Here is a 23,295-nt window from a genome sequence, read left to right on the forward strand (position 1 = left end):
GGATAACCCGCTTCACGCTTCGTCGCTGAGCTTGAGCTCCACCATCAATTCATCGGCCAGGGTCTCCAGGCGTTCCTGCAACGTGTCCAGCGATAAGGCCAGCGGCACGCCAAGGATCGCCTCGGCGTGAAACAGCAACTCGCTGCTCATGGGGGCCGGTCGCACATGGGTGACCAGCCGCTCGACATTGACCCCTTGCTCGCTCAGCAGCCGGGTGATGTCGCGCACGATGCCAGGCCGATCGTTACCCACCAACTCCATGACAATGGGTTTCCAACTGCACGACGCCTCGGCGGCGCTCTCGGCGATCAGCACGCGGATGCCGTGAACCGACAGCCCCTGCAAGGCCTCGATCAACGCTTCATGGGCCTCGGCGGGGGCGCTGAGGCGCAGGATCCCGGCAAACTGCCCGGCCAGGTGCGACATGCGACTTTCCAGCCAGTTGCCGCCGTGCTCGGCGATGCAATCGGCGATGCGCTCGACCTGCCCGGGCTTGTCCGGGGCAAAAACAGTGATAACCAGATGGTCCATGGCGCAGCCCTCTTGTGGTGAGAAGCAGGAGTATAGAAGTGCACATCAATTCTGTGGCGAGGGGGATTTCCCCTCGTCACCAGGGGCGTGACTGGCCAATCGAACAATCGTGTACAAGTTTCAAGATTTATCTGGAACAATCCCTCTGTTTTTTGAGAACATCCGATGTCTCGTCGTGACTGTACGCCTTTAGTCGGTCGCAGAACGACGCATTTAGTCTGATTTTCACAACCGCAGTTGATCATGTAGTATGCCGCAGCGAGCACTACATAACGTTGGACCGATGTCTGCTTAAGGCGCAGTCGCATCCCTGAAAGCCCCGTCAGCAAGGCCAAGAGCCCTTTGATAGGTCCCACCCAGCCGCCAGCGATGGCATGTACTGGTACCGGGGTTTGTGGTTTAAATGTCCCGAGGCTTCATTGTCAAAATCGAAGAGCTGAAAAGCGAAATAGCTGAGCAGAGTGAGGCAAGCAATGACTGAACACGTTCAAGTCGGTGGCCTGCAGGTCGCCAAAGTCCTGTTCGACTTCGTGAATAACGAAGCCATTCCCGGAACCGGCCTCACCGCCGACGCATTCTGGGCCGGTGCCGACAAGGTCATCCATGACCTGGCACCGAAGAACCAAGCCCTACTCGCCAAACGCGACGACTTCCAGGCACGGATCGATGCCTGGCACCAGGCCCGTGCCGGCCAGGCCCACGACGCCGTGGCTTACAAAGCCTTCCTGCAAGACATCGGATACCTGCTGCCAGAAGCGGCGGATTTCCAGGCCACGACCCAAAACGTCGATGACGAAATCGCCCGCATGGCCGGCCCGCAACTGGTGGTGCCGGTGATGAACGCCCGCTTCGCCCTCAACGCCTCGAACGCCCGCTGGGGTTCGCTGTACGACGCGCTGTACGGCACCGACGCCATCAGCGAAGCCGACGGCGCACAAAAGGGCAAGGGCTACAACAAGGTTCGCGGCGACAAGGTCATTGCCTTCGCCCGCGCCTTCCTCGACGAAGCGGCCCCCCTGGCGGCCGGCTCCCATGTCGATTCCACCGCCTACAAGATCGTCGACGGCAAACTGGTGGTCACCCTCAAGGGCGGCAGCAACAGTGGCCTGCGTGACGATGCTCAACTGATCGGTTTCCAGGGTGATGCCGCGGCGCCGGCCGCCGTGCTGCTCAAGCACAACGGCCTGCACTTCGAAATCCAGATCGACGCCAGCACCCCGGTCGGCCAGACCGACGCGGCTGGTGTGAAAGACATCCTGATGGAAGCGGCGCTGACCACCATCATGGACTGCGAAGACTCGGTCGCCGCCGTCGACGCCGATGACAAGGTGGTGATCTACCGCAACTGGCTCGGCCTGATGAAGGGCGATCTGTCGGAGCAGGTGACCAAGGGTGACCAGACGTTCACCCGCACCATGAACGCCGACCGCGCCTACACCACCGCCGACGGCTCGGGCCTGACGCTGCACGGTCGCTCGCTGCTGTTCGTGCGTAACGTCGGGCACCTGATGACCATCGACGCGATCCTGGACAAGCACGGCAACGAAGTACCGGAAGGTATCCTCGACGGCCTGATCACCAGCCTGGCGGCGATCCACAGCCTCAACGGCAACACCTCCCGCCGCAACAGCCGCACCGGCTCGGTGTACATCGTCAAGCCGAAGATGCACGGGCCTGAAGAAGCCGCCTTCACCAACGAGCTGTTCGGTCGTATCGAAGACGTGCTGAACCTGCCGCGCAACACCCTCAAGGTCGGGATCATGGACGAGGAGCGCCGCACCACGGTCAACCTCAAGGCCTGCATCAAGGCAGCCAGCGAGCGCGTGGTGTTCATCAACACCGGCTTCCTGGACCGCACCGGCGACGAAATCCACACCTCGATGGAAGCCGGCCCGATGGTGCGCAAGGCCGACATGAAAGCCGAGAAGTGGATCGCCGCGTACGAAAACTGGAACGTCGACATCGGTTTGAGCACCGGCCTGCAAGGTCGCGCACAAATCGGCAAGGGCATGTGGGCCATGCCCGACCTGATGGCGGCGATGCTCGAACAGAAAGTCGCCCACCCAATGGCCGGCGCCAACACCGCCTGGGTGCCGTCGCCGACCGCCGCTGCCCTGCACGCCCTGCACTACCACAAGGTCGACGTATTCGCTCGCCAGGCCGAACTGGCCAAGCGCACCCGCGCGTCGGTGGACGACATCCTGACCATCCCGCTGGCCGCCAACCCGAACTGGACACCGGAGCAGATCAGGAACGAACTGGACAACAACGCCCAGGGCATCCTCGGCTACGTGGTGCGCTGGATCGACCAAGGCGTGGGTTGTTCCAAGGTGCCGGACATCAACGACATCGGCCTGATGGAAGACCGGGCGACGCTGCGCATTTCCAGCCAGCACATCGCCAACTGGCTGCGCCATGGCATCGTCACGCAGGACCAGGTGATGGAAAGCCTCAAGCGCATGGCGCCGGTGGTGGATCGCCAGAACGCCAACGACCCGCTGTACCGCCCGCTGGCACCGGACTTCGACAGCAACATCGCCTTCCAGGCGGCGGTCGAACTGGTGATCGAAGGCACCCGCCAGCCTAACGGCTACACCGAGCCGGTGCTGCACCGCCGCCGTCGTGAGTTCAAGGCAGCCAATGGGTTGTGATTGAGCGGTAGCGATCAATGAGAAAGGCCCTGATCTTGCGATCAGGGCCTTTTTTGTTTGCCGTGCGGACCGATCGCCACAGGCTAGAGGTCCATCCCCAACTCCCGCTTGACCAACCCCAACAATTTCTCCGTATCGATGGGCTTGAGCAGGAAGTCCACCACGCTCAGGTGCATGGCTTCGATGGCGTCCTTCACGTCGGCGTCGCCGGACACCAGGATGATCGGCAACGCTGCCCGCTCGGACTCGCGCACCAGGCGGACCAGTTCCAGGCCATCGACATTGCCCATGCGCAGATCAGTGATTATCAGGCCGATCGACGGCTTGGTTTCCAGCATCTTGAGTGCCGTTTCACCGCTGGCGGCGGTCATGCAGTGAATCCCGTCCAGCGCCAGAATTTCCGACAGCAGTTCACGGGCGTCCTTGTCGTCATCGACGATCAAGACTCGCTGCGGCGGCAGGTCGGGTTCCAGCATGACGGCACTCAGCGCCTCGCGCTCGGCGTCACTCAAAATATCGTGGTCGGACATGGGGCTCTCTACGTTCTCGAATCATTCCCTTGGCAAGTGGTCAGACATCGTTGCAAGGCGCTTCAATGTGCACTTCGTCGGATTTTTTTCCAAGAACATTTAATGAAGTTTTTTTAAGGCCCTCACAGGGCATTTCCCCCCGGTTTCGCCCTATCGCGGGCGACCTAGACTTACGTCCAATGGGCACCCCGCGCTCAGGGGCCGACCATGGGAGAACAGATCCGACCACAACAATTCGAAAAAGATTGCGTAATGGCTATGAAAAAAGCGGACGCCTTCACCCAGGCAGGGAAAACCGCGGTGTTGCAAAACATCCAGGGGACACTGCAGTTTCTCCAGCGCTTCCCGCCGTTCAACCACATGGAAAATGCCCACCTGGCGTACCTGGTGGAGCAATGCCTGCTGCGTTTCTACGCCACTGGCGAAACCATCATCAAGCCGGCCGATGGCCCGGTGGAACACTTCTACATCGTCAAGCAGGGCCGGGTAGTGGGCGAGCGTCCGCATTCGGCCAAGGGCGGTACCGAGACCACCTTCGAAATCACCACCGGCGAGTGTTTTCCCCTCGCCGCCTTGCTCGGCGAGCGCGCCACCCGCACCGAACACCGGGCCGGCGAGGACACGTTCTGCCTGCAACTGAACAAACAGGCCTTCATCAAGCTGTTCGCCCTCTCCGGGCCGTTTCGCGACTTCGCCTTGCGCGGGGTCAGCAGCCTCCTGGACCAGGTCAACCAGCAGGTCCAACAGAAATCCGCGCAGACCCTGGGCACGCAGTACTCCCTCAATACGCGCCTGGGTGAACTGGCGATGCGTCACCCAGTGAGTTGCAGCCCCGACACGCCCTTGCGCGAAGCCGTGAAACTGATGCACGAGCAACAGGTTGGCAGCATCGTGGTCGTGACGGAACAGAAGACGCCGGTCGGGATTTTCACCCTGCGCGACCTGCGGCAAGTGGTGGCCGATGGGGCCGGGGATTTCTCCCAGGCCATCGCCGGGCACATGACTCAGGCGCCGTTTTTCCTGTCGCCGGACCACAGCGCCTTCGACGCCGCGATTGCCATGACCGAACGTCACATCGCCCACGTCTGCCTGGTCAAGGAGCAGCGCCTGTGCGGCGTGGTGTCCGAGCGTGATCTGTTTTCCCTGCAACGAGTCGACCTGGTGCACCTGGCCCGTACCATCCGCAGCGCACCGAAGGTGGAAAACCTGGTGGCCCTGCGTGGCGAGATCGGTCAACTGGTGGAGCGCATGCTCGCCCATGGCGCCTCCTCGACCCAGATCACTCACATCATCACGTTGCTCAACGACCACACGGTGTGCCGGATCATCGAGCTGACCCTGGCCGACAAGGGCGACCCCGGCGTGCCGTTCAGTTGGCTGTGTTTCGGCAGCGAAGGCCGCCGCGAGCAAACCCTGCACACCGACCAGGACAACGGCATCCTGTTCGAAGCCCGGGACGCCGCCCACGCCGCGCAGATCCGAGGCCTGCTGCTGCCCATCGCCCAACAGATCAACCAGAGCCTGGCCCTGTGCGGCTTCACGCTGTGCAAGGGCAACATCATGGCCGGCAACCCCGAGCTGTGTCTGTCCCGCGCCGAATGGGCCCGGCGCTTTGCCGCGTTCATTCGCGAGGCGACGCCGGAGAACCTGTTGGGCTCGAGCATCTATTTCGACCTGCGGGTGGTCTGGGGTGACGAACAAGGTTGCGAACAATTGCGCCAGCAGATCCTCGACCAGGTGGGCGATAACCGTCTGTTCCAGCGCATGATGGCCGACAACGCGTTGCGCCATCGCCCGCCGGTGGGGCGCTTCAGGGAATTTGTGCTCAGCCGCAAGAACGGTGAAAAAGCCACCCTCGACCTCAAGGTGCAAGGCCTGACGCCTTTCGTGGACGGCGCCCGTTTGCTGGCCCTGGCCAATGGCATCGGCGCCAACAACACCTTGGAGCGCTTGCGGCAATTGGTCGCCCGCCAGGTGATCGAACCCCTCGACGGCGCGGCTTATGAAGAGGCCTATCACTTCATCCAGCAAACCCGCATGCAACAGCATCAACTGCAAACCCGCGAGAACCTGCCGTACTCCAACCGCGTCGACCCCGACAGCCTCAACCATCTGGACCGACGCATCCTGCGCGAATCCCTGCGCCAGGCCCAACGTCTGCAAAGCAGCCTGAGCCTGAGGTATCAGCTGTGAGCCTGTTTTCCTGGCTGCGCCCGGCCCAGCCGTCATTGCCGGACGCCTTGCAGCAACGCCTGGCAGACCTGCCGCCGCCTGCCGCCCTGGGTGAATGCAGCCTGCGGGAACAGCGTTGGGTGGTGCTGGACCTGGAAACCACCGGGCTGAACCTCAACAAGGACCAGGTGCTGTCCATTGGCGCAGTGGCCATCGAAGACGGCGCGATCGATTTCGGCCAGCAGTTCGAACGCACCTTGCAATGCGACAAACAAAAGCTCGGGCCCAGCGTGTTGATCCATGGCCTGGCGCCGAGCGCGATTGCCGCTGGCAGCGAACCGGCCGAAGCGTTGCTGGCGTTCATGGAGTACGTCGGCGACAGCCCGTTGCTGGCCTTCCACTCACCCTTCGATGCCCACATGCTCGGGCGCGCACTGAAGGATCACCTGGGCTATCGCTTGCAGCACCCGTTCCTCGACGTCGCGGACCTGGCCCCGATGCTCTGCCCCCAGGTCGCCCTGCGCCAGGCGGGCCTGGACGACTGGATCGACGCGTTCAAGCTGCAGGTGCAGGAGCGCCACAACGCCAGCGCCGACGCCCTGGCCACGGCGGAACTGGCGCTGATCCTGTTCAGCCGCGCCCGCCAGCAACAGATCCCCAGCCCGCTGGCGTTGCAGCAGCGCCTGGGCCAATGGAAACGCCGGCAGCAGGCGCCTTCGATCTAACCCCTGTTCGGAGAACACCATCGGCCCTGTGGGAGCTTGCTCGCGATAGCGTACTGTCGGCCGACACTGATATGAGTTGATCGCTCATCATCGCGAGCAAGCTCGCTCCCACACCCAACAACCCCAGAAGCCCCACCCGACCAGTGCCAATTGCTTTCGCTCTGCCGCCTCTGTCACAATCGCGAACAATTCTCGTTACTTAAAACATCGGTGATGCTCCGTGTCGTCAGTTCCTAGCCCTCACAGTGATCTGGTTGGTGCGTTGTACCGTGACCATCGCGGTTGGCTATTGGCCTGGTTGCGGCGCAACGTGGCCTGTGCACAACGGGCCGAGGACTTGAGCCAGGACACGTTCGTGCGCCTGCTCGGCCGCGACCAACTGACCACGCCTCGCGAGCCGCGGGCGTTCCTGGTGGCGATCGCCAAGGGGCTGCTGTTCGATTATTTCCGCCGGGCAGCCCTGGAGCAGGCCTACCTCACCGAGTTGGTGCTGATCCCCGAAAGCGAACAGCCGTCGCTGGAAGAACAGCAGATGATCCTCGAAGACCTCAAGCACATCGACCGGCTGCTCGGCCAGTTGTCGAGCAAGGCTCGCGCTGCCTTTCTCTACAACCGCCTCGACGGTCTCGGCCACGCCGAGATCGCCCAGCGCCTGGGGGTTTCGGTGCCACGGGTACGGCAATACCTGGCCCAGGGCATTCGCCAGTGCTACATCGCCCTGTATGGCGAGCCGACATGAACCCAGCCTGCGCCAAACCGGTATCGGCCCGTGTGCTGGATGCCGCCATTGCCTGGCAGTTGTCGCTGGATTCGGGCAGCGCCCAGGAGCGCGAGGCGTTCGCCCGCTGGCATGCCGCCGATGAAGAACATGCCCGCGCCTGGCGGCAGTTGGGCATGCTCGACCAGCGCTTCAGCGTCGCCAGCGGCCCGGCGCGGGCCGCGTTGCTGCAATCGCGTACGACCCTCCGGCGGCGGTTGCGCAAGGTGGGCAGCGGCCTGGCCAGCCTGGTCGCAGTCGTCGGCCTGACGCTGTTCGTCGCCGAGCGCTACCTGTCGCTGGACTATTGGCTGGCCGACCAGCGCACCGCCACGGGCGAACAACGCACCCTGCGCCTGGCCGACGGAACGGTGGTCAACCTCAACACCCACAGCGCGCTGGACGTGCGCTTCGATGCCCGGCAGCGACGCATTGTCCTGCAGGAAGGCGAGATCCTGGTGGAAACCGGCCACAACGACCCGCGTCCCTTCATCGTCGAAACCCGCGAAGGCCGCCTGCGTGCCTTGGGCACGCGGTTCCTGGTCAAGCGAGAAGACCAGGGCACGCGCCTGAGCGTGTTGCAATCGGCCGTGGCCGCGCACCCCCAGGCAACGGACGAAGAGCAGGTCCTGCGCGAAGGCCAGCAAGTGCTGATGCGCCGCGACGGGCTCGGGCCGACGTTGGCGCTGGGTCCCGGCGCAGACGCCTGGACCCGCGGCATGTTGGTGGTCGACAACGCCCGCCTGGAGGATCTGGTGCACGAACTGGGGCGCTATCGGCGCGGCTACCTGGGCGTCGAGCCGCAGGTCGCGGACCTGCGCATCACCGGCAGCTTCCCGCTGCACGACACCGACCTGGCCTTGGCGGCGCTGCTGCCGACCTTGCCGGTGCAGGTCGAGCACATTACCCCCTGGTGGACCCAGTTAAAGCACCACGAAAAATCAACATCACCTTTATAAGCGCTCGTTTTTAGGCCCAATCGTTCTTACGACCTGTCAGAGTTCCCAGTTGGCATGGATCTGAAGGGGCTATCCAATATTCCAGGATCGAAATCAACAAACCCTTCTCCCCAAGCGGTACCGGAGTTTTGGTTCGGACTGGAAGCCGTCATGTCACCTTCAACAAGTACCCCCTGTGTGTTCATGTTTCCCGGGCAAGGAAGCGACCCGAGCGGCTCGCTCCTCAATTTGTATCGGACGGGCGCTGACACCCGACGTTGCATCGATGACGTTTTTACAGCGGTGGAGGCTGGTTTCTCCTGCCTGGAACCGGACGCAGGGATTCATTTCGGTGAACTGCACCGATTGCTGCTGACCAAGTCTCACCCGGCCTCCCTGCCATATGGCCTCAACCCGTTCGGACAGTTTGTCGCTTCGGTGTCGCTGTTCCAGGTACTCGGCACGCTCGGTTTGCGCCCTCATGCCTTGGTCGGGCACAGCCTCGGGGAAATCGCTGCGACGGTATGTGCGGGGAGCTTCGATATCGCCCAGGGTCTCCAAGCGGTCAATGCGCTGAATCATGCCTGTCGGGAGCTGCAGGGGCGAGGAGCAATGGTGTGGGTGGCTGCATCGGCACAGGACACTCATCGCTTGATCGAGGACAGCGGCCTGCAGGAGCTTGCCATCGCCTGCATCAACACCGCGAACCAAACCGTGGTCAGCGGTCCGAACCCCGCCATTGACGCTTTACTGGCCCTTGTCGGAACGAACCTGCCGCGCCGACATAAACTCGACCTTCCGTACATGAGCCACCACCCAGCCCTGAACCGGGAAGCCGAGCAGTTTTATCAGACCCTTGGGCAGTTGCCACAACACCCATTGGCCCTTCCCGTCTACTCATGCGTGGCGCGCCGTTTTTATTGTGATGAGGATGACCTCAAACGCGGATTCGCCAACTGCCTGACTCATCCCACCTACTTTCCCGAGGTCCTGGACCAGCCACTCATTCGCCAGGCCTCGCTCTACGTCAACGTCGGACCAGGCGACACCCTGGCTCGCTGCGTGCGTACAGTCCAGACACACGCAACATCCCTTGCCCCTCTTACACAAACTCCGGAACAACTGAACGAAACCATTACATTTCTGCGAGGTGCTCAATGAGCAATGCCCTCATACAAAGCCTCAATCAAGCGATCGGCGGTCCCCTCCCCGAGGCCGTTCGCCGTAATGTCGCCGAATTGCTGGCCGATGACATCTTCCGACAACGCCTGGACCTTGCCGGCCGAGCCTTGCATCGCAACACCTACGCGCAACTGCGAACGCTGATACAACGGTTACCAAGCTCACCAAAACTGTTCGACTCACCGCAGTACCTGCTGGCGTTGTCCGAACAGATCGGCATCCGCAATCCTTCGCTCTTCATCGCTTTCGCCATCCACTACGGCTTATGCATCAGCACCCTGGCGGCGTTCGAAAGTGGCAACAAAATGGCAGGAAAACTGCGCCGCGCGATGGAGTCTGGGAAAACCGTTGGCGCCTACATGATCACCGAATTGGGCAGAAGCAACAGCCAGATCACCACGCGCACCGAGGCCGTCTACGACCCGGCCACCCATGCATTCGTGCTGCACAGTCCGGACAACGGTGCGGTCAAGTTCAGCAATGTCGGCGTCAGCGATCAGTCGAAACTAGGCATCGTCTGTGCGCGTCTGAGGGTCGCTGGCCAAGACTGCGGCGTGTTTGCCTTCGCCATGCCGATCAGCACCCGACGCGGTCCGAAACCGGGTGTGCGCATGTCCGAAGCAGCGGAAATACCGCTGGTGCCTTTCGATTACGGCCTATGTGCGTTCGACCACATGCGTCTGCCCTTTGACGCCTGGCTCAACGATGGCGCAGGACTGGATAAAAACGGTGTGTTCCATGATCCACTCGGCGATCCGGATAAAAGACTGATCCGCACGCTGGTTGCACCGAAGCATGTTTGGGCGATGGGCTCCAGAGCACTCGCTGCCGTGACATGCACCAGTGCGGCGCTCGCCCTCAAGCATGCTACACAACGCTTCACCATGGCTCGCATGGCGCCCCAAACCAGATTGCTGGACTACAGCACCCAGCAACGCGCACTGTTCGTAGCCCTGGCCACGGGATACGCAATGACCTGTTTCTCGAACGATGCCTGCGCAGACTGGGCCGAGCACCTCAAACAGAAACACGTCGCCGCCACCGATATCTCGGCGCTGAATTTCGCCCCATGGTCCGCCGCCCATCGACGCCTGGCACTGACGAAAGTGCTGACCGCCTGGGCGGCAGAAGAAACCTGTGCCGAGTGCAGGCTACGTTGCGGGGTAGCAGGCGACCTGTCGTTGAACGGCTTTCTGCATTGGCAAGGACTGGGTCACGTTTTCAATGATGCGGGGGGCAATAACTGGCTGATCCTTTTTGACACTGCCCGCTCGCTACTCGCCGAACCACTGCCTGACGCGCCAGCCCCCTGCATGTTTGATACATCCTCCCTACCCTCGCTACTTGGGCTGGTCAAAACAAGAGCGTATCGCCTGCGCCAGGCATTGGCGGTCAAGTTCCAGTCCAGCGAAGCACAAGGCTGCAGCGCAATGGAGCTATGGAATCCCTTGCTCCCTCTGGCACGCGAGGTCGCCCTGGCCCATGGCCTGGTGCTGATCGTCGAAAGCGCCATCAAGACCAATGAAGCGGTCGCCGATCCCCAGGCCAGGCAACTGCTTGAAGTGCTCACCCAACTATATGTACTGGAACACATTCAAAGGCAGGCCGCGTGGTACCTGTCCGAGGCACTGTTTGATGCCCACCGATATCACGCTCTGGAAACAGCGATCACCGTGCTGTGCGAACGTCTCACCGGTTCGGTCGAACCGTTGATCAGCGCGTTCGGCAGTCGGGAAACCGCCGTCCCTCGGCCCTTGGAAGACCCCACCCAGTGCTATCCCGACGCGCTGATGAGCGCATTGACCCGGCAAGATCATCGGTCCCGGTAATCCACTAACCCGACACAGCTTGCCAAAAAAGTGAAGCCAGCCCCGGTGTAGCGGGGGCTGGCTCTGAGCATTGCTAAATTATTTTCATCCCGCCCTATCACTTTTCGATTCTCATCCGGCACTCAGGCAATTGAGAAATATTTCCATTCAGGAGCCGCCGTATGTCCCGCCCGCTAGACACCCTGTTGCGCCCCAGCCTGCTGGCCGTCGCCATTGCCTTTGCCGCCCCGCTCGCCAGCGGGCCGCTGTTGGCCGCCGAGCAGGCCACCAGCCTGCGCGCCTACAATCTGCCCGCCGCGCCGTTGGCCAGTACCTTGAACCAGATCGCCAGCCAGGCCGGCCTTGCGCTGAGCCTGAACCCGTCCCTGGCATCGGGCAAAACGTCGGCACCGGTGCAGGGCCAGTTCGATGCCACCGGCGCGTTGCGTGAAGCGCTGCGCGGCACCGGCCTGCAACTGGAGCAAAGCAGCGCCGGCACCTACAGCCTGGTGGCCGTGCCGGAGGGCGTCATGGTGTTGCCGGAAACCAGCGTGATCGGCGCGGGCAGCAGCGAAACCGCGTGGGGCCCGACCGAGGGCTATGCCGCCACCCGCACCGCCGCCGGCACCAAGACCGATACACCGATCGTCGAGCTGCCGCGCTCGGTCTCGGTGGTCACGCGCCAGCAGATGGAAGACCGCTCCGTGCTCAACCTCAACGACGCGCTGCGCTACACCGCCGGCGTGCAGAGCAGCGGGTATGGTTCGGATACGCGCAACGACTGGCTGCTGGTGCGCGGCTTCGTGCCGACCCAGTTCCTCGACGGCCTGCCACTGCCGCGGGGCAACTACGTCACGCCCAAGATCGAGACCTGGAACCTTGAGCGCATCGCCGTGCTGCGTGGCCCGGCCTCCTCGGTCTACGGCCAGACGCCACCGGGCGGCATGCTGGACATGGTCAGCCGTCGTCCCCAGGCCGACAGCAGCCACGAAGTCCAATTGCAGGCCGGCAGCAACGAGCACAAGCAGATCAACTTCGACAGCACCGGCAAGGTCGACGACGAAGGCCAGTTTCTCTATCGGGTCAGCGGCACCGTGCGCGACAGCAACGCTCAGGTCGACCACATTCCGGACAAGCGCTACAACATCGCCCCCAGCCTGACCTGGAACATCAACGACGACACCCGCCTGACCTTCCTGTCCCAGTACACCCGCGACGACACCGGCATTACCGGGCAATTCCTGCCGTTGCAAGGCACCAAGCTGGCCTCGCCGGCAGGCACGATTTCCCACCACAAGAACCTCGGCGACCCGGATTGGGAGTTCTACGACCGCACCTACTACGCACTGGGCTATGCCTTCGAACATCGCCTCAACGACACCTGGCAGTTCCGCCAGAACCTGCGCTATACCAAGAGCGATCTGGAATTCCAGGGCATCTCCGCCGGCGGCTCGTTCTGGCCGGACGGTCCTGACACCTCGGTGAGCGCCGACGGCACCGTCAAGCGCAGCGCCAGCATTGTCGACGAAGACATCAGCCAGTTCGCCGTGGACAACAACTTCCAGGCCGACTTCCAGACCGGCGCCTTGAGCCACACCCTTTTGCTGGGCCTGGATCACCAGCGCTCCAACAGCAACGCGCGCTGGCAGTGGGGCTCCGGCGGCGTGCCGACCAGCAACATCAACAACCCGGTCTATGGGCAGGATTTCTCCAACGTCCAGTACTTCACCATGTACGACTACAACCAGAAGACCAACCAGACCGGCCTCTACGTCCAGGACCAGATGGCCTTGGACAACTGGCGCCTGACCCTCGGCGGGCGTGAAGACTGGATTCACACCGGCACGCTGTTCCACAACCAGAACGATGCGACCACCACCCAGCGCGACAAGAAATTCAGCGGCAACGCAGCGCTGAGCTACGTCTTCGATAACGGCGTGACGCCGTACATTTCCTTCGCCCAGTCGTTCCAGGCGGCGACCGGTTCGGTCATTACCAGCACCCAGGCGTTCAAACCCACCGAAGGCGAACAATACGAAGCCGGTATCAAGTACCAGCCGCCCGGCACCAAGACCTTGCTGACCGCCGCCGTGTTTGACCTGACCCAGAAAAACAACTCCGTCACCGAGAACAACATCACCCGCCAGGTGGGTGAAGTGCAAGTTCGCGGCCTGGAGCTGGAAGCCTCTGGCGATGTCACCGACAACCTGAAACTGGTCGGTTCCTACACCTACAACGACAGCGAGATCACCAAGGGCACCGCCGCCGAGAAAGGCAAGCGCATGGCCCAGGTGCCTCGCAACCAGGCCACCGCGTGGGCCGACTACACCTGGCACAACGGCCCGCTCGATGGCTTTGGCGTCGGCGCTGGTGTGCGCTATGTCGGCGACACCTATGGCAACACCACCAACACCGATTGGGGCCACGTCGGCTCCTATACCGTGTACGACGCCTCGGCCCACTACGACCTGGGACGCCTGAGCAATGCTCTGAAGGGCGTGTCGGTGGCGGTGGACGCGAAAAACATCTTCAACAAGGACTACCTGTCCACCTGCGACGGGTTCTATTGCTACTACGGCGACCAGCGCAATGTCGTCGCCAGCGTGAATTACAAATGGTAAACGGTTAGCATTTGCAAAACCTTTCGAGGGCACCTGTCCCGAAGACCTGTCAGCCAAATACCCCCTGTGGGAGCGAGCTTGCTCGCGAAAGCGGTGCGCCAGACAACATCAACGTTGACTGTTACGCCGTCTTCGCGAGCAAGCTCGCTCCCACAGGTTCGCGGCTTGGCTGACGGGGCTCTGGCATCGAGGCCCTCTCGCATTCGGATCGACCATGAAAAGCAAAACCATCCGCCGCTGGTCCTTCGTCCACACCTGGACCAGCCTGATCTGCACGGTGTTCCTGCTGATGCTGGCGATCACCGGGCTGCCGTTGATCTTCCACCACGAAATCGAACACCTGCTGGGCGACGCTCCCGAGCTGCGGCAAATGCCGGCCGACACGCCGCCCCTGGACCTTGCGCAACTGGTGGAAAAAGCCAAGGCCCATCGTCCCGGCGAAGTGGTCCAGTACTTTGGCTGGGATGAAGACGAGCCCAACGGCGTCATCACCATCATGGCGCCGACGCCGGGCACCGAGCCCAATTCATCCCACACCTTCATGCTCGACGGGCGCACCGGTGAAGCCCTGGAAATGCCCTCGGCCAATGGCGGCTTCATGATGGTCATGCTGCGCCTGCACGTGGACATGTTCGCCGGCTTGCCAGGCAAGTTGTTCCTGGCGTTCATGGGCCTGCTGTTCGTGGTGGCCATCGTTTCCGGGGTGGTCTTGTACCTGCCGTTCATGCGCCGCTTGAAGTTCGCCACCGTGCGCCAGGACAAATCGACCCGCCTGCGCTGGCTCGACCTGCACAACCTGATCGGCGTGGTCACGCTGGTCTGGGCGCTGACGGTGGGGGTCACCGGCGTGATTGCCGCGTGCGCCGAGTTGATCATCGCCGCCTGGCGCAACGACAGCCTCAGCAGCATGATCGAACCCTATCGCGATGCCCCGCCGTTGACGCAACTGGCACCGGCCACTCGCCTGCTGGACATCGCCAGGGACGCCGCACCCGGCATGGAGCCCAGCTTCATCGCCTTCCCGGGCACGTTGTTCTCCAGCGCCCACCACTATGGCGTGTTCATGAAGGGCAACACTCACCTGACGTCTCACCTGCTCACGCCGGTGCTGATCGACGCCAGCACCCTGGCCGTCACCGCCGTGGCCGAACGCCCGTGGTACATGGACGTCATGAGCCTGTCGCTGCCCCTGCATTTCGGCGACTACGGCGGCCGGCCGATGCAGATTTTCTGGGCGGTGCTCGACGTGCTGACCATCATCGTGCTCGGTAGCGGCGTCTACCTGTGGGTGGTGCGGCGCAAAGCGGCCAAGCCTGCGGCCATCACCGCGCAGGTCTCCTCATGAAGCCGCGGCAGTCGAGTTTCTGGAAGGTGTTCGGCATCCCCCTGGGAATCGGTGTGCTCTGCGCCGCCGGGCTGTTCAGCGCCCTGCTGGGCGATGGCCTGTGGGACGCCGTGAGCTGGCTCGGGCTGGGCGTGCCTTGTGTGTTGGGGGTACGGGGGTTGCTCCCGCGCCGCTGAGGCCTCGGCGCCACCCGTTGATCCGACGCCCTTTCTCCTGACGTTATACGACGACACTTCGCCGCGTCGCGGCATGCGCGCGCCTGCCCACTGACATATTTGTTGACAAATTTATCCTTGCACTCCTATAAATGCGCACGTTGTACGACAACCTACAACAAACATCCCTGCGACACCAAATCCAAAAATAATCATGGTGAAGTGATGAAAATCAAAGGCATCCGCTGGTGGATGGTCGGCCTGGTCACGGCCGGCCTGATGGTCAACTACCTGGCCCGCAATACCCTCTCGGTGGCTGCCCCCACCCTGATGAGCGACATGAACATTTCCACCGAGCAGTATTCGCACATCGTCGTGGCCTGGCAGGTCTGCTACGCGCTGATGCAGCCGGTGGCCGGCTACATCATCGATGCCATCGGCACCAAGATGGGCTTCGCCATTTTTGCGTTCGCCTGGTCCCTGGCCTGCGCCGCGGCAGCCATGGCCTCGGGCTGGCAAGGCCTGGCCTTCTTCCGTGGGTTGTTGGGCGTGACCGAAGCGGCCGGGTTGCCGGCAGCGGTCAAGGCCTCCACCGAATGGTTTCCGGCCAAGGAGCGTTCGGTCGCCATCGGCTGGTTCAACATCGGCTCGTCGATCGGGGCCGTCCTGGCCCCGCCGCTGGTCGTCTGGGCGATCCTGAACAGTGGCTGGGAACTGGCCTTCCTGATCGTCGGCGGCCTGGGCATCGCCTGGACGTTCCTGTGGCTGATCCTCTACAAGCACCCACGTGACCAGAAGCGCCTGAGCGACACCGAGCGCGACTACATCCTCAACGGCCAGGAAGCCCACTTCAAGGACCAGGCGCCGAAAAAAGGCAGCTGGAAGACGATCATTGCCAGCCGCAACTTCTACGCCATCGCCAGCGCGCGGATTCTCTCCGAGCCGGCCTGGCAGACCTTCAATGCCTGGATCCCGCTGTACCTGATGACCGAGCGGCACATGAACATCAAGGAAATCGCAATGTTCGCCTGGCTGCCGTTCCTGGCCGCGGACCTTGGCTGCGTGCTGGGCGGTTACCTGAGCCCGTTCTTCCACAAGTATTGCAAGGTGTCGCTGTTCACCTCCCGCAAGATGGTCTTGCTGTTCGGCGCGTCCTGCATGATCGGCCCGGCCTGCATCGGCCTGGTCGAGAGCCCGTACACCGCCATCGCCCTGCTGTGCATCGGCGGCTTCGCCCACCAGACCTTGTCCGGCGCGCTGTACGCCATCACGTCCGACTCGTTCGGCAAGCATGAAGTCGCCACCGCCACCGGCATGGGCGGGATGTTCGGCTACCTCGGCGCTGCGGCCTTCACCCTGGTGTTTGGCGTGATGGTGACCAAAATCGGCTACAGCCCGCTGTTCGTGATGCTGGCGATCTTCGACGTGGTCGCGGCGTTTATCGTCTGGACCGTCGCCCGGGAACTCAAGCCACAACCGACGACACCGTCAGCGCAACCCCAGGCGCTGCAACCGGCCGCTTGACCCGCGACGACCGGGCCACCAAGGCCCGGTCGCACTGCCTTGGGCACGAATGACGCGCTATGCTGCGCAACACGTGCCACTGACCCGAGACGTTGCCATGTCCACCCCCAGCATGACGCTGTTCCACAACCCCGCTTCACCTTTCGTTCGCAAGGTCCTGGTGCTGCTGCACGAAACCGGCCAGCAGGACCGCGTGACGTTGCAGCTCAGCCAGCTCACACCGGTCAAGCCGGACCGGGCGCTCATCGACGACAACCCGTTGAGCAAGATCCCGGCCCTGCGCCTGGCCAACGGGACGGTGATCCATGACAGTCGCGTGATCCTCGACTACCTCGACCATCAGCACGTCGGCAACCCGTTGATCCCCCGGGACGGCGCGGCCCGCTGGCGACGCCTGACCCTGGCCTCCATGGCCGATGGCATCATGGATGCGGCAGTCATGATTCGTTATGAAACCGCTCTGCGCCCGGTGGAAAAGCACTGGGACGAATGGCTCGATGCGCAACGGGACAAGATCCGCCGTGCCGTGGGCGTGCTTGAAGCCGAGGCCATCGCTGAGTTGGCCAGTCATTTCGACGTAGCGTCCATCAGCGTGGCCTGTGCCTTGGGCTATCTCGACCTGCGCCACCCGGACCTGGAATGGCGCAAGGCCAACCCGCAATTGGCGGCGTGGTTTGCCGAGGTGAGCTTGCGGCCTTCAATGATTGAAACAGTGCCCAAAGTCTAGTTCTGCCCTGGCTGCACCGGCCCCATCGCGAGCAAGCTCCCACATTTGGCTTCGTTGCCTGGGTAAACGAGGTCTCCTGTGGGCGCGAGCTTGCTCGCGATAAGGCCAATGCGACCCATCGGAAACAACCCGGCAATCCGCGTCACCAGCACCTCTGCCAATCGCTGATCCTCCCGCAACCCCAGCGACCGGCTCATTTCACCTCTCCCAGCTCGAAGGACATGGCCGCTGCCGGCTTCGCCCCCACCCCGTACCAGTCCAGCTTGCGGGTCAGCACCATGAACACACCGAGCAGGGCGAACAGCAACAACGAGCCCATCAGCAAGGCGTAGTCCTCAGCGCTCAGCAAACCGTAGAGCAGGCCATACAACGCTGCCAGCCCCACCGAAAAGGCCACGCCATGGCTCACGCTGCGCAACACATGGCACACATAGAAACCGATCAACACCACGCAGGCACTGGCGGATGCCAGATAGGCCAGGGCGAAGCCGATGTGCTCGGACAACGACAACAGCAGCAGGTAGAAGAACGCCAGCGCCACGCCTACCAATGCGTATTGCACCGGGTGCACCGCCAGGCTCTTGAGCACCTCGAACAGGAAGAAGCCGGCGAAGGTCAACGCGACGAACAGCAGCGCATATTTGATCGCCCGGTCGGTCTTGAGGTACTGGTCCACCGGATCGATGAAACTCACGCCGAAAGCCCGGCTGCGGAACGCCTCGCAGCTGTCGCTGGTTTCACAGCTTTGCAGCGCTTCTTCGAGGTTGGTGGAAAAAAACGACGTCTGCCAGTCAGCACTGAAGCCTTGCTCATTGATGTCACGCTGGACCGGCAGGTAATTGCCGATGAAACTCGGGTGTGGCCAGTCGGCCGACAGATGCACCTTGGTAGACTTGCCCACCGGCAGGATCTGCAGCTCGCCGGTGCCTTGCAGGCGTAGGTCGAAACCAAAGATCAGGTCGGCACTGCCCTGGGCAGTGATCATCGGCAGCGGCACGTGCACGCCCTGCCCCAGCCAGCCGACTCGCGAGCCGGGCAGGAAATCGACGGTTTGCTGATTGAGCGTCAGAGTCAGCGCATTCTCGATGCCACGGATGTCACTGATACCGACCGTCAGGTACGGCTGGTCGAAACGGTAGTCGGCCAGGTCCTTGGTCGCGACGCCATAGTGTTCAGGCACCTTGAAGCGGCCATCGATGCGGTTGTCGGCATGGAACAGCCGCGCTTCATAGATGCCCCGGGCACGGGTCTCTGTGCGCACCTGACCGTCGAGTTCGAACTGCTCCGGCAAGAAGTACAACTCGCCGCTTTGTTCGACGGTTTCCAGGAAGCGCACGCCAGTCTTCTCGTTGGTGTTCCAGACCCGCACGTCCTTGCGAAACGGCACGACGATCATCGGCCCAATGAGTTGCTGGCTGCGGCTGGAACTGCGGGCAATGTCTTGCAGTACGCCGTCACGCAGTTCCTGGCGCTCGTCGATGAGGCCGTTGATCATCAGCAAGGGGATCATCAGCAGGAGGATCAAGAGGGCAATCATGCCCAGTTTTATAGCGAGGCTGCGGTTCATGTGGGGCTCTCCCTGTTCGATTGAGGGAGAGTCTGGGGGTGCTGTGTGGGGCGTTCATGGGGGCAATGTGGAGATTGTGTGGAGACTCGACCGCTCTTGCCCTCGCCACAACGGTACTCCTCCAGGGAGAACTCGCTCTTCAGGGCAACCGCAGCACCACTTCCACCCCACCCTCGACATTGCCGATGGTGAACTCCCCGGCATGCAACTGCACCACTTCCTCCACGAAGTTGAGCCCCAGGCCCGTGCTCTTGCGGCCGGTGCCAGGGCGCGGCAGGGAATAGAAACGCTCGCTCAGGCGTGGCAGCGCGTAGTCGGGGATCGGCTCGGCCTGATTGAACAGGCGGATCTCCACCCGCTGGCCGGTACGCTCGGCGCTGAGGCGCAGCAGCCCTTCGGCCGGGGTGAAGTCCAGGGCGTTCTCCAGCAGGTTGCCCAGCGCCTGGCGCAGCAGGAACGGCTCGCCCATCAACACCAGGTCGGCCGCGATGTGCCGTTCGATTCGCAACTGACGGCCCTCGATCCAACCGCTGCGCGCCTCCAGCAGTTGATCGAACAACGCCGCCAGCGGCACCGCGACGACTTCCTCCAGGCCCTGGCGCTGTTCGACCTGGGCCAGGTTGAGCAGGCGTTCGATCAACTGCTGCATGCGCACGCTTTCGCTGTCGATGTTGCTGACGAAGCGCTGGTGCTGGGCCGCGGGCATGTCGCTCTGCAGCAGCTCGGCGGCGCCGCGAATCGCCGCCAGGGGGCTCTTGAGTTCATGCGTCAGCGTGTGCACGTAGCGCTCGACATAGGACTTGCCTTCCAACTGCGTGCGCATGTGCTCCACGGCGCCCGCCAGTTGCTCGAACTCGCCGCCGCGATAATGCGGCACTTCCACCCGTTGCCCCTGGCTGACGGCCTGGGCATAACGGGTCAGGCGACGCAGCGCCGAACTGAGCCACCACGACAGCACAGCGCCGAGCAGCAGGCCCAGGCCAATCAAGCCAGCGCCATACAACAGCAGGCGCCGCTCCGTGCGGTCGATATAGGGCTGCAGCGAGCTGTTGGGCTTGGCGACGGTGACCACGCCGATGATCCGGCCGTTGTCGCGAATGGGCGCGCCGACGTGCATCACCGAGGACGCCGGGTCATCCGGATCGCTGCGGCTCGAACGGGCGCCGTAATGGCCGCGCAAGGTCAGGTACACGTCGTTCCAGCGCGAATAATCCTGGCCCACCGCCACCCCACTGGAGTCGAGCACCACGATCCCGTTGGCATCGGTGACGTAGATCCGATGGTTGACCTGGTTCTTCGGCAAGCCCCAGATCGACGCCGCCGGCTGGCGTTCGCCGTAGGCCTTGAGCAGTTGCGGCCAGCGATTCTGGTTGAGGGTACCGACCTTGAAATCGTCCCGCAGGATCTCGGCCATCAGGTTGGCCGTGTCCACCAGGGTTTCTTCGGTGGACTGGCGCACGCCAGGGCGGATCTGCTCGATCACCGTGCCGAGCACGAAATACCCGGTCAGGCCGATAAACAGCACGTAGACCAGGAAAATCCGGATCCCCAGCGACATCAGCTGTGCCCCGGGCTGTAGCTGTAGCCGAGGCCGCGATGGGTCTGGATCGGCTCGGCCTCGGCCCTGACCAGGCGCAACTTGGCGCGCACGCTCTTGATGTGGCTGTCGATGCTGCGCTCGTAGCCGGCATCACTGGCGACACCCAGGGCGTCGAGCAACTGTTCGCGGCTGAAGACCCGCTCCGGCTGCTCCAGCAGGCAGTTAAGCAGGCGGAACTCGTGGCGGGTCAGGTTCAGCGGCTTGCCGCGATAGCTGATCTGCACCCGGTCGTTGTCCACCTGGAACAGCGCCGTGCCCAACTCCGGCGCCGGGCGCGGGGCCACGCGCTTGAGAATCGCGCGGACCCTGGCCGCCACTTCCCGGGGGCTGAAGGGCTTGACCACGTAATCGTCGGCGCCGATCTCCAGGCCCACGACCCGGTCGATCTCGCCATCCCGAGCTGTCAGAAAAATGACCGGAACGTCGCTGAAACGTCTGAGATTCTTGCAGGTTTCAAATCCACTGATATCCGGCAGGCCCACATCGAGGATGATCAGGTCCGCCGGCGTGTGCTTCTGGTGTTCGAGGGCCGCCGCGCCGAGGCTCAGCCAGGTGGTGTCGAAACCCTCTCCTTGCAGCGCAAACACCAGCGTATCGGCGATGGCGGCTTCGTCTTCGACAATCAGAATATGAGGCATGTCTTGCGCGCCCGACAGTAAAGTTGCCGGAACGGTGCCCCAACCCCAGGGGCACGTCAATCGGGGAAATCAGCAGTCCGGCTTGTCAGCCGTATAACGCCGAGCCGGGTTCACCGCTGCACCAAACTCGCGCAGGGCCTTGGCGCCGATCAGCAACGGGTAGTTGAAGCTGCTGCGGTCGGTCAGGTTGACCTCCACGGTACGCTTGACGTTACCCAGGCACATTTCCAGGTCCACCACCGGGCGCTTGCTCGGGGCGATGGTTTCGTTGTCGTCGTCATCTTCTTCGGAGCGGGTCTTGATCTTGCTGATGCGCGCGATCTTGTGCTCGTAGACCTTGTTGCTCGCATCCTTGGTGGCCAGGCGGAAGCGCACCCAGTCATCGCCGTCGCGGGTGAAGGTCTCGATGTCCTTGGCCGACAGCGAAGCGGTCAGCGCGCCGGTGTCCATCTTGGCCTTGAGCACTTCACCGCCGATTTCCGGCAGCGCGATGTATTCATAGCGCCCGTACAGGGTCGGCTCGGCGGCCAGCACTGGAAGGGCCACCAGGGAGAGCAGGGCGAGAATGGATTTCATGCGATAGGGCTTCCTGTGTGGGTTGGGATTTTAGACCGTTGCCGATAAATTCGTTCGGTTGCCCTCGACACCACTGTGCTGCCTTTGTGGCGAGGGGATTTATCCCCGTTCGAGTGCGAAGCGCTCGCCATGGTGCTGGATCGCAGCACAGCATTCGGGCAGCTGCGCTGCCCAACGGGGATAAATCCCCTCGCCACGGAAGCAAACCCAGCATACCGGCCAAAAAGTGAAACATTCGTCCACGCCTATTTGGCCTGCCGCCCGAAGCTGCTTATCATGGCCCGCCCATCTGTCTGCAAGAGTCATTTATGCGCCGCTTGCTCACCGGCTGTCTCGTCACGCTGCTGCTGTTGCTCAACACCCTGGTGCTGTTCGGCCCATTGATGGTGTTCGCCCTGCTCAAGCTGATCCTGCCCGGACGCTTTCGTGACTACGCCTCCTGGGCGGTGATGTGGATCGCCGAGACCTGGGCCGAAATCGACAAGCTGATCTTCGCCCTGTGCATCCCCACCCGTTGGGACATCCGCGGCGGTGCCGACCTGCGTGGCGACACGTCCTACCTGGTCATCAGCAATCACCAATCCTGGGTGGACATCCCCGCCCTGATCCAGACCCTCAACCGCCGCACGCCGTTCTTCAAGTTCTTCCTCAAGAAGGAGCTGATCTGGGTGCCGTTCCTCGGCCTGGCCTGGTGGGCGCTGGACTACCCCTTCATGAAGCGCTACACCAAGGCCTTCCTGGCCAAGAATCCGGAACTGGCCGGCAAGGACCTGGAAATCACCAAGGCCGCCTGCGAGCTGTTCAAGCGCCAACCGGTCACCGTGGTCAACTACCTCGAAGGCACCCGCTTCACCACCGCCAAAAGCCAGCAGCAACAATCGCCCTTCACCCACCTGCTCAAGCCCAAGGCCGGTGGCGTGGCGTTCGTACTGGCGGCGATGGGCGAACAACTGGACGCGATCCTGGACGTCACGGTGGTCTATCCCCAAGACCGGATCCCCGGGTTCTGGGACCTGATCAGCGGCGCCGTGCCCCGGGTCATCATCGACATCCAGACCCGCGAGCTGGACCCGGCGCTGTGGCAGGGCGACTACGAAAACGACCCGGTATTTCGCCAACAAGTGCAGGACTGGGTGAATCAGCTGTGGACCGACAAGGATCGGCGGATTGCAGTTTTGCGTGACGAAAGGCAAAGCGACTGACACTTCTGATTAGTAGGCAGCGCCTGGAATGCCGCCGATGCAAGGT

The 23,295-nt window shown here is 62.6% G+C and carries 19 protein-coding genes and 1 pseudogene; 14 read left to right on the forward strand and 6 right to left on the reverse strand.

The genetic code is table 11. The features are described 5' to 3' along the window. Window positions 1–12: 12 nt before the first annotated feature. Entirely contained in the window at window positions 13–531 is a 519-nt protein-coding gene (locus V3H56_RS25005; protein WP_053151428.1) for an ACT domain-containing protein, read from the reverse strand. A gap of 473 nt (window positions 532–1,004) precedes the next feature. Between V3H56_RS25005 and V3H56_RS25010 the strand changes: the two genes are divergently transcribed. Beyond that, window positions 1,005–3,182, forward strand: a complete 2,178-nt coding sequence (locus tag V3H56_RS25010; RefSeq protein WP_047735923.1) for a malate synthase G — start codon at window positions 1,005–1,007, stop codon at window positions 3,180–3,182. 83 nt (window positions 3,183–3,265) lie between these two features. Here the strand turns inward: V3H56_RS25010 and V3H56_RS25015 are convergent, their stop codons facing one another. Then, window positions 3,266–3,712: a response regulator gene (locus V3H56_RS25015; protein WP_042729620.1), complete on the reverse strand. Its 447-nt coding sequence runs from the start codon at window positions 3,710–3,712 to the stop codon at window positions 3,266–3,268. Between the two features lie 258 nt (window positions 3,713–3,970). On the opposite strand from V3H56_RS25015, the gene V3H56_RS25020 reads away from it, so the two are divergent. From V3H56_RS25020 to V3H56_RS25075, 12 genes and pseudogenes are all read left to right on the forward strand, one after another. Next, complete coding sequence (locus tag V3H56_RS25020) at window positions 3,971–5,905, forward strand: putative nucleotidyltransferase substrate binding domain-containing protein (protein WP_311197337.1); 1,935 nt, start codon at window positions 3,971–3,973, stop codon at window positions 5,903–5,905. Next, window positions 5,902–6,609, forward strand: a complete 708-nt coding sequence (locus V3H56_RS25025) for a 3'-5' exonuclease (protein ID WP_338473972.1) — start codon at window positions 5,902–5,904, stop codon at window positions 6,607–6,609. The genes V3H56_RS25020 and V3H56_RS25025 overlap by 4 nt, the downstream gene beginning before the upstream one ends. Before the next feature lie 220 nt (window positions 6,610–6,829). Further along, entirely contained in the window at window positions 6,830–7,348 is a 519-nt protein-coding gene (locus tag V3H56_RS25030) for an RNA polymerase sigma factor (protein ID WP_338473973.1), read from the forward strand. Continuing rightward, window positions 7,345–8,325 (forward strand): FecR family protein, encoded by a 981-nt coding sequence (locus V3H56_RS25035; protein ID WP_338473974.1) that lies wholly within the window; start codon window positions 7,345–7,347, stop codon window positions 8,323–8,325. The genes V3H56_RS25030 and V3H56_RS25035 overlap by 4 nt, the downstream gene beginning before the upstream one ends. Window positions 8,326–8,475: 150 nt before the next feature. Further along, window positions 8,476–9,465, forward strand: a complete 990-nt coding sequence (locus tag V3H56_RS25040) for an acyltransferase domain-containing protein (protein ID WP_338473975.1) — start codon at window positions 8,476–8,478, stop codon at window positions 9,463–9,465. Then, window positions 9,462–11,315, forward strand: coding sequence for an acyl-CoA dehydrogenase (locus V3H56_RS25045; RefSeq protein WP_047735919.1), 1,854 nt, complete (start codon window positions 9,462–9,464; stop codon window positions 11,313–11,315). Before V3H56_RS25040 ends, V3H56_RS25045 begins: the two co-directional genes overlap by 4 nt. Before the next feature lie 161 nt (window positions 11,316–11,476). Further along, entirely contained in the window at window positions 11,477–13,915 is a 2,439-nt protein-coding gene (locus tag V3H56_RS25050; protein WP_338473976.1) for a TonB-dependent siderophore receptor, read from the forward strand. A 33-nt stretch (window positions 13,916–13,948) separates the two neighbouring features. Beyond that, window positions 13,949–14,080 (forward strand): annotated as a pseudogene (locus tag V3H56_RS25055) (metal ABC transporter ATP-binding protein); the annotation flags it as partial. 49 nt (window positions 14,081–14,129) lie between these two features. Then, on the forward strand, window positions 14,130–15,260 hold the full coding sequence (locus V3H56_RS25060) for a PepSY-associated TM helix domain-containing protein (protein ID WP_212803102.1): 1,131 nt from the start codon (window positions 14,130–14,132) through the stop codon (window positions 15,258–15,260). Then, window positions 15,257–15,436 (forward strand): hypothetical protein, encoded by a 180-nt coding sequence (locus tag V3H56_RS25065; RefSeq protein ID WP_212803103.1) that lies wholly within the window; start codon window positions 15,257–15,259, stop codon window positions 15,434–15,436. The genes V3H56_RS25060 and V3H56_RS25065 overlap by 4 nt, the downstream gene beginning before the upstream one ends. A 204-nt stretch (window positions 15,437–15,640) precedes the next feature. Beyond that, on the forward strand, window positions 15,641–16,939 hold the full coding sequence (locus tag V3H56_RS25070) for an MFS transporter (protein WP_042729612.1): 1,299 nt from the start codon (window positions 15,641–15,643) through the stop codon (window positions 16,937–16,939). Between the two features lie 97 nt (window positions 16,940–17,036). Continuing rightward, entirely contained in the window at window positions 17,037–17,666 is a 630-nt protein-coding gene (locus V3H56_RS25075; RefSeq protein WP_047735916.1) for a glutathione S-transferase, read from the forward strand. 193 nt (window positions 17,667–17,859) lie between these two features. Here V3H56_RS25075 and creD read toward each other — a convergent pair whose 3' ends face one another. From creD to V3H56_RS25095, 4 genes are all read right to left on the reverse strand, one after another. Next, the gene (gene creD, locus V3H56_RS25080) at window positions 17,860–19,233 is read right to left on the reverse strand and encodes a cell envelope integrity protein CreD (RefSeq protein WP_338473977.1); all 1,374 of its coding nucleotides are present in this window, start codon (window positions 19,231–19,233) and stop codon (window positions 17,860–17,862) included. Between the two features lie 139 nt (window positions 19,234–19,372). Further along, window positions 19,373–20,791 (reverse strand): two-component system sensor histidine kinase CreC, encoded by a 1,419-nt coding sequence (gene creC / locus V3H56_RS25085; RefSeq protein WP_338473978.1) that lies wholly within the window; start codon window positions 20,789–20,791, stop codon window positions 19,373–19,375. Beyond that, on the reverse strand, window positions 20,791–21,471 hold the full coding sequence (creB, locus tag V3H56_RS25090; protein WP_042729607.1) for a two-component system response regulator CreB: 681 nt from the start codon (window positions 21,469–21,471) through the stop codon (window positions 20,791–20,793). Before creB ends, creC begins: the two co-directional genes overlap by 1 nt. 69 nt (window positions 21,472–21,540) lie before the next feature. After that, a complete protein-coding gene (locus tag V3H56_RS25095) occupies window positions 21,541–22,047 on the reverse strand; it encodes an ATP-dependent zinc protease (RefSeq protein ID WP_042729606.1) in 507 nt (168 codons plus the stop codon). Between the two features lie 308 nt (window positions 22,048–22,355). Here V3H56_RS25095 and V3H56_RS25100 point away from each other — a divergent pair, with 308 nt between their 5' ends. Then, a complete protein-coding gene (locus V3H56_RS25100; RefSeq protein ID WP_042729605.1) occupies window positions 22,356–23,249 on the forward strand; it encodes an acyltransferase in 894 nt (297 codons plus the stop codon). Window positions 23,250–23,295: the final 46 nt, after the last annotated feature.

It is taken from the genome of Pseudomonas sp. MS646 (genome assembly GCF_036693845.1).
In the GTDB taxonomy this organism is placed as follows: Bacteria; Pseudomonadota; Gammaproteobacteria; order Pseudomonadales; family Pseudomonadaceae; genus Aquipseudomonas; species Aquipseudomonas chlororaphis_E.